This is a genomic window from Anaerococcus sp. NML200574 (assembly GCF_026131665.1).
Lineage (GTDB): Bacteria > Bacillota > Clostridia > Tissierellales > Peptoniphilaceae > Anaerococcus > Anaerococcus kampingae.
In genome coordinates this window covers 1-14,840 of record NZ_JAMXSM010000034.1, presented here as the reverse complement: position 1 = coordinate 14,840, position 14,840 = coordinate 1, and the positions used below count along the sequence as shown (strand labels likewise).

Sequence of the window (14,840 nt, the reverse complement as noted above, 5' to 3'; positions counted from 1 at the left end):
CAACTAGTGTAAGATTAGTTAATGATGATGTATTACTATTTTGTTTCATAAATACATTGTATCAGAAAAAGACGAGGATGTTTAATTTCCTCGTCTTTTTCTATGTTAGGACTTTTGCAACAGCCCCTTTCTATGCCCTATAAAGTATATAGGTATCTAATTTTTCAAAGCCATTTGCAATAGCCACTTCTAGTTCTAATTCTTTTTCGACTTCTATAAAATACTTAATTTCCCCTATTTTTCCAAATTCATCTATTAGGAAATTTATCATTGCCTTAATTAGACTGTCGAAAATTTGCCTATTAGGTTCTTTCATAAAGAGTCCAAAAATTTCAGCTTTGCAAGGATTTTTGCCATAGATTTTTACTAAAAGACTGGCTGTAATCTCTCCCTTACCCTTTTTGACAAAGACCCTAAACCTGTCAAAGTCCCTATATAGATTGGGGCTTGAATAATACATATCTTTTGCAAAAGAATCGTGAAAGTCCTTATAGGATGAGAAGTCTTCCTTGGCTAAGAGTTCGATATTATCTGTAAGAGCGGAAGATTTTTCTAGATTTTTAGCCTCTAGGACATGAGAGTGTTCTACAATTTTTGCTTTTTCTGTAAAATATTTTTCCTGATTTATCCAAGAAGCTTCCCCAAGACCTATATTTATAGGATAGGCCTTGTGATCTTTTTTTATCCTTTCTAAAAGGCTTTCTAAGACTCTTAGATCCTTATTTTTTATGATGAGGAGGGTAGTTTGGATATATTTTTCATCATCATCCCAAAAATAGGTGACAAGGCCCTCTATTTCCTCATTTTGTAGGCTCAAGAGCGTGGTGGTTGCCATAAATTCTATAGAATATTCTAACTCCCTATAAAGGTCGCTTAGGGATGAGAATTTTGGGTAAGAAGCTTTAGACTTATCATTTATGGCAGCTTCTAAAAGAGGCCTCACTTTTGCAAGGTCAGGCCTTTCTAGCTTTCTTATTTGCATTAAAATCTTCCCTTAAGTTTGAGGGCTTTTTCTATCCTTGATAGGCTTAGGATGAAGGCTGCTTGTCTGAAGGTAACCTTGTATTTATCAGCTGTTGCAAATACTTCATCGATAGCTCTTGTCATGTCCTTTTCTTGTTTAGCCCTTACTTCTTCTTCAGAAAGGTAGGAGCCTGTGATATTTTGTACCCATTCGTAGTGGCTGACTAAAACTCCTCCTGAATTAGCTAGGATATCTGGGATGAGTGGGATATTTTTCTCATTTAGGATTTTCTCCCCTGCTTCTGTCACAGGGCCATTGGCTGCTTCCACAACAAGCCCCGCCTTAATTGAGTCTGCATTAGCCTCGTTTATTACATTTTCTAGGGCTGCTGGAATTAGGATGTCGCAGTCTAGGGCGAAGAATTCTTCTGTTGTGATTTTTTCTGCCTCTATATTAAGCTCTGATCCTGTCTTATCCTTAGCTTTCTGGATTTTCTCTATATCTAGGCCATCCTTATCATAGATTCCGTAGGATCCATCTGGATGCTCATGGTCTTTGGAGTTTAGGGCGATAAGCTTTGCCCCATCCTCTACTAGGTATTTGGCCGCAAAAGAGCCAACATTTCCAAAACCTTGGAGGGCAACTGTGGCTCCTTCTAAGCTTTTACCGATTTTTTCATAGTATTTTTTAATTGTTAGGTATACACCAAAGCCTGTAGCTTCACTTCTTCCAAGAGAACCTCCCATGTCAACTGACTTGCCTGTGAAGGTTGCTATATCTTGGCGGCCACCATTTAGGGCTATATATTCATCTGTAAAATATCCCATAATTTTAGCATTTGTATTTACATCTGGAGCTGGAATATCAATTCTTGGTCCTAAATAATTATTCATTGCCCTGACAAAGCCACGAGATAAGATTTCTAGCTCTCTTTCAGAAAGCTTGTTAGGATCTACGATGATTCCTCCCTTGCCACCTCCTAGTGGAAGGCCGAGAAGGGCTACCTTTAGACTCATTAGGGTAGATAGAACTTTGACTTCTTCATAGGTCACAGATTGGTGAAATCTGACCCCGCCCTTGGATGGGCCTAGGGCTGTAGAATGGGCAGACCTAAAGGCTCTAAAGGTCTTTGTTGTGCCATCATCCATCTTTACTGGAATATTTGCTTCGATGATTCTTTCAGGTTCTTTGATTATCTCATAAAATGATTCAGATAGGCCTGCTATCTCACAAACTTTTTTAAGCTTGTCTTGTAGGTCTAGAAATTGTTCTTTAGCGTTTGACATATTTGCCTTCTTTCTTTCATAAAAATTAACATTTGTCTTTATTATACAAGCAAATTAAAATTTTTCTCAAAAAAATCACCCTAATTTCTTAGGATGATTTTTAATTTATTTAACTTTTATCTTATCCCTAGCCGCACTCATCATTAGTTTGACCCTATTTACTTGGTTTACTTCTGATGCTCCTGGGTCATAATCTATGGCTACTATGTTGGCCTCTGGATAGGTTTCTCTTATCTTTTTCATCACTCCCTTGCCAGTGATATGGTTTGGAAGACAGCCAAAAGGCTGGATGCAGACGATATTTGGGGCACCCTGGTGGATTAGTTCTACCATCTCCCCTGCAAGAAGCCAGCCTTCACCAGCCTGGTTGCCAAGGGATGTAACTTCCTCAGCTAGGTCTGCTATATCATCTATATAAAGAGGTTCTGTAAATCTTTCACTTTCCCTTAAGGCCTTTCTAATTGGCTTTCTATTTGCTTCTATTAGCTTGATTCCAAGCCTGCCCATCCTGGCTGTGGCAGCTGATTTACCATATAAGTCACGCTTTAATTCTGAATTTTTCATACAGTACATCAAAAAGTCTGTTAAATCTGGCATGACTACCTCAGCTCCTTCAGCTTCGAGGACGTCTTGGAGGTGGTTGTTGGCTTCTGGCAAGAATTTGACCAAGATTTCACCAACTATACCTGCCTTTGGAATTTCCTTGTTGCAGACTGGAAGGTCTTCAAAATCTTTGACAATCTCTTGGATTACTTGTCTGTATCTCTTGGTTTTCATTGTCCCAATTTCTGCTGAAAGCTTATTTATCCATGCTTCCTTGAGGTCATTTACAGATCCTAGCTCGATTTCATAAGGCCTTGTAGCATTTGACACTCTATTTATGAGGTCTCCCAAAAGGATGGCCCTTATGGCTTGCTTTAAAAGTGGGATATTTTTAAATCTGACTAAGTCAAAGCCCTCGTTAGTTTCTATGCCTTGAGCTGATAGGGCAATTACTGGCAGGTCAGGAAAACCTGCATCCTTTAGGCCCTTTCTGATGTAGCCAACGTAGTTAGACGCCCTACAAGCTCCGCCGGTTTGGGTCATGAGGAGGGCAAGCTTATCTGTGTCATATTTGCCAGATTTTACAGCATGGATTAGTTGGCCAACTACTGTAATTGATGGGTAGCAGGAGTCATTGTTTACATATTTTAGACCCGTGTCTATGACATCTTCATCGATTGTATCTAAAAATTCTATATTAAAACCAAAGGCCTTAAAGGCATGTTCCATTATCCTAAAGTGCTCCCTTGCCATCTGTGGGGCAAGGATGGTGTAGCCTTCTAGTTTCATTTCTTTGGTAAATTCAGTATTTTCATAGGCAAATTCACTTGGATTTGTCTTAAAGCTTATGCCTTCTCTTTTCTTTTGGTCAAGGGCTTCTAAAAGAGATCTGAGTCTGATTTTAACCGCTCCTAGGTTTGAAATTTCATCTATTTTTAAAAGGGTATAAATCTTGCCATGCGATTTTAAAAGCTCTTCTACCTGGTCAGTTGTGACTGCATCAAGACCGCAGCCAAAGGAATTAAGCTGGATAAGCTCGAAGTTTTCATTTTCCGCAACATATTTGCTGGCCCTGTAAAGCCTTGCGTGGTAGGACCACTGGTCAAGGACCCTGAGCTCTTTAGTCAAATCTTTCACATTGTAAGCGATGGCATCTTCTGAAAGAACAGGTATATCCATCGATTCGATTAAGTCTGCTATGCCGTGGTTGACTTCTGGATCTATGTGGTAAGGCCTACCTGCTAGTACTATGGCATTTAAGTCATGGGCCCTTACATGGTCAATTATTTCCTTGCCCTTTTTCCTTATTTGATCATGGTATGCTTGCTCAGCCTCCCAAGCCAGACTTACCGCATTTTCAATTTCCTTTTTTCTTAGGATATTACCCTCATGAGTATAGCCTTCAAAGACTTCGACAAGTCTTTTTTTGATGATTTCCTCACTTTCAAAGGATAGGTAAGGGTTTAGGAATCTTAGCTCACTTAGCCTATCGACATTATTTTTAATTACATCAGGATAACCACTTACTACAGGGCAATTCATTTGGTTTTTGGCCGCATCAAATTGCTTGTAGGCATAAAAAACACCTGGATAGAAAATAAGGTCAGGCTTTTTGTCGATCAAATCTTCCATGTGGCCGTGGACAAGCTTGGCTGGATAGCAGGCTGTCTCTGATGAGATTGTGGCTATACCCTTTTCATAAATTTTCCTATCTGAGTCACTTGATAAAATTATATCAAATCCTAGGCTATCAAAAAATTTGTGCCAGAAAGGATAGTCTTCATAGATATTTAAAACACGAGGAATGCCGACCCTACCAAAGCGGGCACCTTGGCCCAAGGTCGTTCTATCAAAGAGGAGCTTATACTTATACTTGTACATATTTAGGTCATCTTTTTTCTTATTAAGCTTGATGCCTGCCCCTCTTTCGCACCTATTGCCTGTGATAAATCTCCTCCCATCGGCGAAGGTATTTATTACTAGGGCACAATTATTTGTACACCTACCGCACCTAGCTGATTTTTGAGTGTAAGAGAAATTTTCAAGCACGCTTTGACCTGCCATATTTGATGAGCCTGTGGACTTATCTTTGGCAATTAATGCCATACCCATAGCCCCCATAAGACCTGAAATTTCTGGTCTGGTAACATCTCTTCCAGAAATTTTCTCAAAGGCCCTTAGGATGGCATCCCCATAAAAGGTTCCCCCTTGAACTACTATATTTTTGCCAAGAGATTTTGGGTCCCTGATTTTTATTACCTTTTGGATGGCATTTTTTATTACCGAATAGCAAAGGCCAGCGGCTATGTCTTCTACCTCAGAGCCTTCCTTTTGGGCTTGTTTAACCTTAGAATTCATGAAGACTGTACACCTAGAACCAAGATCAGCCGGCTCCTTGCTCATAATTGCCCTTTGCTGAAATTCTTTAACATCCATGGATACAGATGCTGCAAAGGTTGATAAAAATGACCCACAGCCTGAAGAGCAGGCCTCATTTAACTGGATAGAGTCTATTATACCATCTCTTATGTGCATGGCTTTCATATCTTGGCCGCCAATATCAAGGATAAAATCTACATCAGGATCAAAAAACTTGGCCGCCCTGTAGTGAGCAATGGTTTCTACCTCCCCACTATCTATGTGTAGGGCATTTTTGATAAAATCTTCCCCGTAACCACAGATTCCGGATGAGGCAATATAGGCCTTTGGATTTTTCTTGGCAAGGCCTTCTTTAAGCATTGAAATGACAACCTCTAGAGGCCTTCCCAAATTCATCCTATAATCATCTAATAAAATTTCATTATCTTCTGACAGCCAGACCATCTTACTGGTTGTAGAGCCAGCATCTAGGCCTACATAGATTGGACCCTGGTAAGTAGCAAGATCTCTGTATTTGACCTTATCAGTCTTATGCCTAATCTTAAAATCTTCATAGTCATCAAGAGACTCAAAAAGAGGGTCAAGCCTTTTGGTCATCTCTAGATTTACTTCCTTGGCATTTTCAAGCCTTGTAATGAGGTCCTTAAGGTCTACTGGCTTTGAATTTTCGCTAGATAAAATCGCAGCCCCCTTGGCTACGTAAACTTCTGCATCATCTGGTATATAAAAATTATTCTCATCCTCTCCCAAGGTCTCTACAAATCTGTCCCTAAGAGAAGATAAAAAGTGAAGGGGACCACCCAAAAAAGTGACATTGCCCCTAATCGGCCTACCGCAGGCCAGGTTTGAAATTGTCTGGTTGACTACAGATTGGAAGACTGAAATTGCTATATCTTCCCTGCTTGCCCCCTGGTTCATCAAGGCCTGGATGTCAGTCTTGGCAAAGACCCCACACCTAGATGCTATAGGATAAATCTTCTTGTAGGCTTTGGAAAGCTCATTAAGACCTGCCGCATCAGTATCAAGGAGGGCTGCCATCTGGTCTATAAAGGCCCCAGTACCTCCTGCACAAATCGAATTCATCCTCTGCTCAACAGAACCAGAAAGGTAGGTAATCTTTGAATCTTCCCCACCCAGCTCTATCAAAACGTCAGTCTGAGGGATAAATTTCCTGATAGCACGGGTTTCTGCTATAACCTCCTGGACAAAGTCTACACCCAAAATATCTTCTAAAAACATGCCGCCAGATCCTGTCACATTCATAGTTAGACTTAGATTGCCAAACTTATGGTATAAATCTGTAAGGACCTTCTTAACAGTCGCCCTCACATCTGACTTGTGGCGGATATAAATAGAATAAATTGTATTAAAAAGCTCATCAGTGACCACCACCTTGACAGTAGTAGAGCCAACATCAAGCCCCATATGTAAATTCATATTATTCCTTTCTAAATGAATAAAATACCTTCATTCTTAATAAATTTTTATCATTATTAAATATCTAACAAAAATTTAAGAAAATACATAAAAATTTTAATATTATTATACCCCTTATTTCCAAAATAAAAGATTATTATATATTTATAAATGGCTATTTAAAGCTTATTATAAAATAGTTACAAGCTTTGGCTAAATTATAAGCTTATAAGCCCTATAAAATTTATTGGAAATTGTAAAATTTTCTTTACATTTTTATGCAAGCAGAAAGACCAAGCAAGGGCTTGGTCTAAATTATAATTATCTTGTCTAAAAATGGCAATTCTATGCTTTTATAAATTTTCCATAAAGTAGCTAAGTCTATCAACTAATTTTATAATGTCTTTTTCATTTGTTGCACAAATTGCAACTCTAATTCCTTTAGCTTGGGGAATGGTGAATATGTTTTCTTTTTCAAGATTTTCTGCTATCTCAAAGGCCTTATCTGTTGGAATAAAGGTGAAAAATCCACCAAAATACGGAATCATTGCTAATTTTTTCGCCTTAGCTTCTCTTACAAATATCTCAGCTCTTTTTTCTAGCATGAGCCTTAAATTTTCTAATTCCTTTTTGTAGCCATCCTTGTCATTTTCCAAATCTTTTAGGATAAGCTGTGGTGCGTGGACCCCGTTAGACCAATTGCACCTAGCTGAGTGGGCAAGGCTATTTTCAAATTCATCGATGATTTCTTTTTTAGAAGAGATACCGATTGCTGCCCCACTTCTTAGGCCGTAGGCTGTGTGGGACTTACTCATGGAATAAGCCACTATCACAAAGAAATTTGGGTCAAGGTCTGTAAATTTCTCAAAAAATTCCTTTTGCTTGCCGCTTCCTGCATATTCTATATATGCCACATCAACAATTAATGTGATTTTCTTGCCAGCTTTGGCAAGATCTTGGCAGGCCTTAATCACCTCATCCCATTCATCATCGCTTAGAGAATAGCCAGTTGGGTTATTGCCTGGAGAATTTATTATTGAAACGAGCCTATCCTTATTTTCTAAAGCTTTTGCCATAGCAGCTTTGTAAGCTTCTATATCAAATTTGTAGTCATCTGTAAAGAAATTATAAGTGATGAAATCTCTGCCAAATTCATCGCAAATTTTCTTATATGGGCCCCAATAATAGTCATGACTAAGAACAGGATCTCCCTCATCTGCATAGGTAAAAACCCCTGACCTGATAGCCCCTGTTCCGCCTGGGGTTGAAATGGCGGTCATGAAAGCCTTTGGTCTGTGATTTTCAAAAAGGCTATCTAAAACAGCCTCCCTAAAACCATCTTCCCCCTCAATTGGGGCATAAGATGCTATAATAGACCTATCCATCTGACTTAGCCTGTCATAAACACTATCAAGGGCTATAATCTTTCCAGAATCATCTGCCAAGGTCCCAAGGGCCGCATTTATTACATTTTCCCTTCCATATTTTTCTATGGCTGCATTTGCTTTATTATTTATATCAAAGGCCAAATCCTTGGCAATAGGCCAAGTAGCCTTCTTGATTGTCATTGACATTTTATGCTCCTTAATAAAATCTTTTTATTATTATACCTAAAAGTGAATTTTTTAATAGTTTATTTAACTTGACATTTTATCGAAATAAAGTAAATTTAAGATAAATTAGGATGTTTTTATCCTAATTTATAAAATAGCGAGGTGATTTTATGAGAATTCATACAGATAATTTAGTTTCAATGACAGAAGCAAACCAAAATTTTTCAAAGGTTGCAAAAATGGTTGATAATTCTGGATCAGCTATAATTTTAAAAAATAATAAACCAAAATATTTATTGATCCAATATGAAGATATAAAGCAAAATGAATATTATAAAAATGAAGATATTGAGGATATTTCTAAAGATATTCTCAATGAATTTAGTCATGTTTTTGAAGAACTTGCAAAATGAAAAAATTTACTAAAGAGCAAGTGATCCAGCTTCATAAATCCCTGATTGAAAACTTCGGAGGTATTGAAGGAGTACGTGATGATGATTTGTTAGACCTATCAATCAACTCTGCATTTCAAACAATGTTTGGAAATAATATTTATGACACCCCTGTAGAAAGAGCTTGTCAACTTGCTTACTCATTTATAATGAACCATCCTTTTATCGATGGAAATAAAAGGATAGGTACATATTTGATGCTTATATATCTAAAATTAAATGGATATAAGATTATAGCTAATGATGATGAAATTATAAATATTATTATGGAAGTTGCCAGTTCTAATTGTAATAAGAATGTTTTTAAAGATTGGATTTACAAAAATACAGAAAGGATAAGTTATGACTAAATATAAAAAGGAAGATTTAAAGAAAATTTTAAGCGAAGAAGCCTATCATGTGACCCAGGAAAATGGGACTGAGATGCCTTTTTCTTCTGAATATGACAATTTTTATGAAGATGGGATTTATGTAGATATTGTCTCTGGGGAGCCGCTTTTTTCATCTCTTGATAAGTATGATGCAGGCTGTGGTTGGCCTTCTTTTACTAAGCCAATTGAGGACACTGAGCTTACAGAAAAGGATGATTTCACCCTTATGAGAAAAAGAATTGAGGTAAGAAGCAAGGAAGCTGATAGCCACCTGGGCCATGTTTTCCCAGATGGACCAAGAGAGGCTACTGGTCTTAGGTACTGTATAAATGGAGCTAGCCTTCGCTTTATCCCAAAAGATAAGCTTGAAGAGGAAGGCTATGGCAAGTTTCTGAAGCTTTTTGATTAAATTTAAAAAAACTGGAAGTATTTTCCAGTTTTTTTACGCCTTTACAGGGCTTCCATTTAGGTAGAGGTCAATCATTTTTCCTATTTCTTCTCCTAAATCTTCATCACCAAGGTCAAAATCGCCCTTTAGGCTTAGATCCATTGTCATGGCCCTTAGCATATTTACTTGGCTTATGCCGTGTTCTAGATTTTTTCTTTCTGTAATTTTTTGATCTTCCTCATAGGCTTCTAAGAGGTCGTCAAAAGTCCTTGAAACCAAGCTTTTGCCGTCAGTCTTTTTCATTATTTCAAGGATTTTCTCATAAAGAGCCTTATAGGAAATATTTCCTGTAGCTAAGGCGTAGGTTTTTTTGTGATTTTCTAACTCTAGGGCAAAAACTGCTCCTTGAGCTAGGGCTTTTGCTGAAATTATTGGAATCACACCCTCTGTGACAGGTATTGTTGCATTTGCCCTTACTAGGTCTATGTGGGCTGCTAGGGAATTTTTGTTAGACTTGCCTACTATTAGGCCCGGCCTTAGGATTGAGACATTCATTAAACCATCGCCTTCAAAGATTGCAATTGATTCTTGCATGAGCCTTGTTTCAATGTATGGCTCGTGGTGGTAATTATATTTCCTTAAGATTTGGTTTTTTTCTGCTATTTCTGACCTATAATCTCCCAAAAGAAGGAAATTTCTGATGCCAGCTTTTTTGGCAAGCCTTGCTATCCTGCCTGTTGGAAGGACGTTTCTCTCATAAAAGAATTTGCCAGCAGGCTTTCTAGGCACAACTAGATCATCGATGCCGCCGGCATAGACAAAACTATCGCAATCACCTATCATCTCCATAGCTTGCTTATCTCCTAGGGCAAAAAAATCTGCTAGGACATATTCTAAATTTTCATTTTCTTCTATATCGCTAGATTTAATCAAATCTACCGCTTTTATCTTATAACCCTGGTCAAGACCGTATTTTATAAGCTCTCTGGCAAATAAATTGGCCCCTCCTAGGATAAATATTTTCCTGATATTTTTCATCTTTTACCTAAAATCTAATTCCAAAATAATTTTCTACTGCTATGTGTTGGGTGCCGTATTTTAGATCTTCCTTGGCATCCTCACCCTTGATGATTTCAACAAGTCTTAGGGCTAGATAATTTGTAACAGCAGCACCTCTTCCTGTTGTGATGTTGCCATCTGTGACTACTATTTGATCATCTATATATTCCCCAACATTTTTAAGTTCTTCCTTAATAGTTGGGAAGGATGTGGCCTTTTTATCAGCAAGGACTCCTGCCCTATCAAGCACTATTGGACCAGCGCAGATTGCAGCAATTAGTTTGTTTTCATTGTTAAACTCACGAACTAAATCTATTACCTCGTCATTATCCCTAAGAGTCTCTGCTCCCTTGGTGCCTCCTGGTATATAGACACCATCGTAGGATTTTCTATCTATATCAGCCATAAGCTTATCTGCCTTATATTCTATGCCGTGGGAGGTCTTTAAATTTATAGCACCTGTTGTAGATACCATATCTACTTCGATATTAGCTCTTCTTAGATAATCAACGACTGTAAGTATTTCTATAGTTTCATTGCCATTTGCTAAAAGTACACATATTTTCATAACAATTCTCCTTTGTCTTCTCCTATTATTATATGCATTATCTAAGAAAAAAGCTATGGAAAATCCATAGCCTTGATTCTAATAATATTTTTCGTTTATCTTTTCAATTATTGCATCCGGGTCAAAGCCTAGAATTTTTGCAACTTCTTCGCCTGGGCCAGATATACCGAACCTGTCAATGGCAATATTTAGACCATCTAATCCTGTCCATTCGGACCAGCCAAATGATGTTCCCATTTCAATTGATACTCTCTTTGTAATCTCTTTTGGTAGTATTTCTTCCTTATAGGTATCACTTTGTTCTCTAAATAATTCCATAGATGGCATGGATACTACTCTAACTGCCTTGCCAGATTTTTCTAATCTTTCTGCTGTTTCAAGGGCAAGAGCCACTTCTGAACCTGTTGCTATTAGGATAAGTTCTGGATTTTCGGCATCTTTTATGATGTAGGCACCCTTATTGATATTTTCTAAATTTTCAGTTTCCTTTAAGGTTGGGATATTTTGACGAGTAAGGGCAATAACTACTGGCCTATCCTTACTTTCTAGAGCCACCTTCCAAGCAAGCCTTGTCTCATTGGCATCTGCTGGCCTTATAACTAGGGTGTTTGGAATTGCCCTTAGCATAGCAAGTTGCTCGATTGGTTGATGGGTAGGGCCATCTTCCCCAACCGCTACTGAATCGTGGGTCATGGCGTAGGTTAGTGGTAGGTGTGATAGGGCTGAAAGCCTTACAGCTGGCTTTAGGTAATCAGAAAATACAAAGAAGGTTGAAACATGGTGGAAGCTTCCTCCGTGGGCCATAATACCATTACCTATAGCTGCCATGGCAAATTCTCTTACACCATACCAAATATTTCTACCACATGGGCTATCATCTCTAAAGGCCTTTGAATCCTTGATATTAGTTTTGTTTGATGAGAAGAGGTCAGCTGATCCACCCCAGAAGTTTCTGGTAATCTTTGCCAAGTCTTGGATGATTTCTCCTCCTGATGCACGGCTAGCAAGGGCCTTATCTTCATGAGAATATTTTCTAACTTGGTCCATGAAATTTGCTGGTAGCTCTCTATTGATTCCTGCCATTAATTCCTTGTAATCTTCTGGATATTTTTCTGAGTAAGCCTTTAAAAGCTCATCCCAAGCCTTATTTGCAGATTCTCCTCGTGCTTTAATTCCATCTTCAAATATTTTATAGATATCATCAGAAATTTCAAAATCTGCTGCGCTCCATTCATAGGCTTTCTTTACATATTCAAAGTCTTCTGCTCCGATTGGTGCCCCGTGAACCTTGTTTGTGCCTTGGTTTTTGGAACCAAAACCAATTATAGTCTTTACTTCAATTAGGGTTGGCTTGTCATTTTCCTTAGCCTTTGTAATTGCTTCATAGATTGCATCTAGGTCATTGCCATCGGCAACTTTATCATAGGCCCAATTTTGTGCAAGGACCCTGTCTTTTACAGATTCTGAAAAAGATGTGGATAGGTCCCCATCTAGGCAGATATCATTTGAATCATAAAGGATGATTAGCTTATCTAATTTAAGATGACCTGCAAGTGACATTGCTTCATAAGAAATCCCCTCCATTAGGTCACCATCACCACATAGGGCGTAGGTGTAGTGGTCAATTACCTTCATGTCATCCTTATTATAAAGGGCTGCCATGTGCTTTTCAGCAGCTGCCATACCGACAGCTTGGGCTATACCTTGACCAAGAGGTCCTGTTGTAACCTCTACTCCTTCGGTCATGCCTAGTTCTGGATGGCCTGGAGCCTTTGAGCCGGCTTGTCTAAAGTTTTTAAGCTCATCCATGGATAAATCATAGCCTGATAGGTGAAGTAAGGAATAAAGCATGGCTGATCCATGGCCTGCTGATAGGATAAACCTGTCCCTGTCAAAAAACTTTGGATTTTTAGGATTTGCCTTCAAAAGCTTGTTAAATAAAACATAGGCCATAGGGCTTGCACCCATTGGTAGGCCTGGGTGGCCAGAATTTGCCTTCTCTATCTGGGCAATGGATAGGGTTCTAATGGCATTAATTGCCTTTAAATCATCACTTGTAAACATTAAGTCTCCTTTGCAAAAAATTAGTAGATGTGCATATTTATTTCAAGCCTATTATACTTCACTTATCCCCATCATCATAAAAATGTTATTTAATAAACTAGCTTTGCTAGTAGACACAAGCTTAGGCTGAATATTTAAATAAGGCTACAAGGCTTGCGATTAAAATTATAATTGAAAGGATTAAAATGACCTTACCCATTGGCCTTCCTATATTTACAGTCATCCCCACACCAATTCTCTTATTTACAAAGAGAGCTGGGTCGTCAGGATTATTATAGATTGTAGATCCAAGCACCCAATTATCATCATCTTCTTCAAAGCTTGTGTAGGATAAATTATTAAGCCTTGATCCGTCAGTTCCCACCTTAAAACCTAAATAAATTACTCCTCCAATTGAAGTTATGAGGGTAAGACCTGTTAGGATATTTACAAGGCCATTTCCTCCTCCAAAGCTAAAGCTTGTTATGCCAATTTCAAAAAGAATGGTCATGAGAAGGGCATTTATCCCGAGATAATAGGACCAAAGATTTTTAGCCTTTGTATTATCAGCTAGAGACCTTTCCGGGTCTTCCTGGCTAAGCCTTGGCCTTGCCTTGATTAGGAAATAATTAACAATGGCAAAAAGTGCCAAATTTGCTAGGCTTATAAGGCTTGGCATAAAGACATTTGCCAAAGTCTTATCCTGGATGTCAGTGACATTTCCATTAAAATCTGTATGCATAATAAGCTTATCAGGGAGCTTGTCATAATTTAGGTATAAATATAGGCTGCCACCTATGATTAGGGCAAGACTTAGGCCGTAAATAAGGAAGATTGGCTTGTAGGAAATTTTCCTTACTCCTCCGATGCTTACAAGCTTTTTCCTTTCTTGCTTACTAGACTTACTAATTTTTTTTATTTCCTTATTAGCCCAAATTAGAGGGACCATGATAAGTCCCAAGCTTAGGAAAAAATATAGGCTTATCCATCCGACATTATTTGTCACAAATGATATTAAATATTGAATAGCTCCTAAGACTAGAGTTAAAATCAGAGTTACTAGTTTGTATTTTTTATTTATTTTTCTCAAACCATCGCTATTTTCATCAAGCCTAATCCCAAAAACGTAGCCTTTTTTAGAAAAAGAATTGACAAAGACTTGCAAGATTCCTATAAGCAAGATGGATGAAGCGTAAAGTATAGAGATGAAATTTCCTTCAGTCATTTTTATCCTCCCAAATATTTTCTATATATGCAATAAAATCTTCCTTGCTAAGGCCCTTAAGTTTGGCAAAAGATGCAAGATAGGCTAATTCATCTTTTATGAGATTGACTTCCTTATCATCTACCGGCTCAAAATCCTTGCCAACCATTGACCCAAATCTCCTGTCCATGACTATGAAATCATCGCTTGCAAGGAGCTTGTAAGCCTTATTTACGGTGTGTAGGTTTATACCAATTTCTTCGGCCAAGTCCCTTACAGAAGGCAGCTTATCTCCCTTCTTTAGGTCTCCACGAGCAAGGCCCACAATAAAGGCCCTTCTGATTTGTTCATAAATCGCTATATCCGATTCAAAATCAATTTCTAAAAACACCTTTCCTCCTCCTTATCTGTTATAGATATAATATAACAGGCGTTCATGATGTGCAAGTCAAAATTACAGAAAATTTTCGCCTATTAATTTGGGCAGAAAAACCTGCTAACAAAAGTCAAGTAGAAAAGCAAATTAATTTTACTTTTCTCCTTGTTAATTAGAGTTTAAATTTGAGCATGGCAAATAAGCCGGTTACAATCGGCTTGTTTTAGCTATTGTTGTT

At 38.0% G+C, this 14,840-nt stretch carries 12 protein-coding genes; 3 read left to right on the top strand and 9 right to left on the bottom strand.

Going from position 1 to position 14,840, the window contains the following annotated elements; translation table 11 throughout:
- Nucleotides 1–130: 130 nt before the first annotated feature.
- From NH286_RS09380 to NH286_RS09365, 4 genes are all read right to left on the bottom strand, one after another.
- Nucleotides 131–982 carry a hypothetical protein gene (locus NH286_RS09380; protein ID WP_265214677.1) on the bottom strand — a complete coding sequence of 284 codons (852 nt, stop codon included), beginning with the start codon at nucleotides 980–982 and terminating at the stop codon, nucleotides 131–133.
- Entirely contained in the window at nucleotides 982–2,250 is a 1,269-nt protein-coding gene (locus NH286_RS09375; protein WP_265238498.1) for a Glu/Leu/Phe/Val family dehydrogenase, read from the bottom strand. Before NH286_RS09375 ends, NH286_RS09380 begins: the two co-directional genes overlap by 1 nt.
- Before the next feature lie 105 nt (nucleotides 2,251–2,355).
- Nucleotides 2,356–6,609 (bottom strand): 2-hydroxyacyl-CoA dehydratase, encoded by a 4,254-nt coding sequence (locus tag NH286_RS09370; RefSeq protein WP_265238494.1) that lies wholly within the window; start codon nucleotides 6,607–6,609, stop codon nucleotides 2,356–2,358.
- Nucleotides 6,610–6,941: 332 nt separating this feature from the next.
- Entirely contained in the window at nucleotides 6,942–8,162 is a 1,221-nt protein-coding gene (locus tag NH286_RS09365; RefSeq protein ID WP_265238492.1) for an aminotransferase class I/II-fold pyridoxal phosphate-dependent enzyme, read from the bottom strand.
- 149 nt (nucleotides 8,163–8,311) lie between these two features.
- Between NH286_RS09365 and NH286_RS09360 the strand changes: the two genes are divergently transcribed.
- From NH286_RS09360 to msrB, 3 genes are read left to right on the top strand one after another with little or no spacing between them, the layout of a single operon-like run.
- Nucleotides 8,312–8,554 (top strand): type II toxin-antitoxin system Phd/YefM family antitoxin, encoded by a 243-nt coding sequence (locus NH286_RS09360; protein WP_265214685.1) that lies wholly within the window; start codon nucleotides 8,312–8,314, stop codon nucleotides 8,552–8,554.
- Nucleotides 8,551–8,943, top strand: a complete 393-nt coding sequence (locus NH286_RS09355) for a type II toxin-antitoxin system death-on-curing family toxin (RefSeq protein WP_265238490.1) — start codon at nucleotides 8,551–8,553, stop codon at nucleotides 8,941–8,943. Before NH286_RS09360 ends, NH286_RS09355 begins: the two co-directional genes overlap by 4 nt.
- Nucleotides 8,936–9,373: a peptide-methionine (R)-S-oxide reductase MsrB gene (msrB, locus tag NH286_RS09350; protein ID WP_265214687.1), complete on the top strand. Its 438-nt coding sequence runs from the start codon at nucleotides 8,936–8,938 to the stop codon at nucleotides 9,371–9,373. The genes NH286_RS09355 and msrB overlap by 8 nt, the downstream gene beginning before the upstream one ends.
- A 33-nt stretch (nucleotides 9,374–9,406) precedes the next feature.
- Here msrB and NH286_RS09345 read toward each other — a convergent pair whose 3' ends face one another.
- The 5 genes from NH286_RS09345 to NH286_RS09325 all read right to left on the bottom strand — a co-directional run bounded on the left by NH286_RS09345 (nucleotide 9,407) and on the right by NH286_RS09325 (nucleotide 14,617).
- Nucleotides 9,407–10,390 (bottom strand): NAD-dependent epimerase/dehydratase family protein, encoded by a 984-nt coding sequence (locus tag NH286_RS09345; protein WP_265238488.1) that lies wholly within the window; start codon nucleotides 10,388–10,390, stop codon nucleotides 9,407–9,409.
- A gap of 7 nt (nucleotides 10,391–10,397) precedes the next feature.
- A complete protein-coding gene (locus tag NH286_RS09340; protein ID WP_265238486.1) occupies nucleotides 10,398–10,979 on the bottom strand; it encodes a DJ-1 family glyoxalase III in 582 nt (193 codons plus the stop codon).
- Between the two features lie 78 nt (nucleotides 10,980–11,057).
- Nucleotides 11,058–13,043, bottom strand: coding sequence for a transketolase (gene tkt, locus NH286_RS09335; RefSeq protein WP_265238484.1), 1,986 nt, complete (start codon nucleotides 13,041–13,043; stop codon nucleotides 11,058–11,060).
- Between the two features lie 121 nt (nucleotides 13,044–13,164).
- Nucleotides 13,165–14,247 carry a DUF5808 domain-containing protein gene (locus NH286_RS09330; RefSeq protein WP_265238482.1) on the bottom strand — a complete coding sequence of 361 codons (1,083 nt, stop codon included), beginning with the start codon at nucleotides 14,245–14,247 and terminating at the stop codon, nucleotides 13,165–13,167.
- Entirely contained in the window at nucleotides 14,240–14,617 is a 378-nt protein-coding gene (locus NH286_RS09325; protein WP_265238480.1) for a GntR family transcriptional regulator, read from the bottom strand. Before NH286_RS09325 ends, NH286_RS09330 begins: the two co-directional genes overlap by 8 nt.
- Nucleotides 14,618–14,840 lie beyond the last annotated feature (223 nt).

Bases quoted from the DNA above. Each gene is read 5' to 3' on its own strand.
- NH286_RS09380 (WP_265214677.1), bottom strand. From the start codon at position 982: ATGCAAATAAGAAAGCTAGAAAGGCCTGACCTTGCAAAAGTGAGGCCT.
- NH286_RS09375 (WP_265238498.1), bottom strand. From the start codon at position 2,250: ATGTCAAACGCTAAAGAACAATTTCTAGACCTACAAGACAAGCTTAAA.
- NH286_RS09370 (WP_265238494.1), bottom strand. From the start codon at position 6,609: ATGAATTTACATATGGGGCTTGATGTTGGCTCTACTACTGTCAAGGTG.
- NH286_RS09365 (WP_265238492.1), bottom strand. From the start codon at position 8,162: ATGTCAATGACAATCAAGAAGGCTACTTGGCCTATTGCCAAGGATTTG.
- NH286_RS09360 (WP_265214685.1), top strand. From the start codon at position 8,312: ATGAGAATTCATACAGATAATTTAGTTTCAATGACAGAAGCAAACCAA.
- NH286_RS09355 (WP_265238490.1), top strand. From the start codon at position 8,551: ATGAAAAAATTTACTAAAGAGCAAGTGATCCAGCTTCATAAATCCCTG.
- msrB (WP_265214687.1), top strand. From the start codon at position 8,936: ATGACTAAATATAAAAAGGAAGATTTAAAGAAAATTTTAAGCGAAGAA.
- NH286_RS09345 (WP_265238488.1), bottom strand. From the start codon at position 10,390: ATGAAAAATATCAGGAAAATATTTATCCTAGGAGGGGCCAATTTATTT.
- NH286_RS09340 (WP_265238486.1), bottom strand. From the start codon at position 10,979: ATGAAAATATGTGTACTTTTAGCAAATGGCAATGAAACTATAGAAATA.
- tkt (WP_265238484.1), bottom strand. From the start codon at position 13,043: ATGTTTACAAGTGATGATTTAAAGGCAATTAATGCCATTAGAACCCTA.
- NH286_RS09330 (WP_265238482.1), bottom strand. From the start codon at position 14,247: ATGACTGAAGGAAATTTCATCTCTATACTTTACGCTTCATCCATCTTG.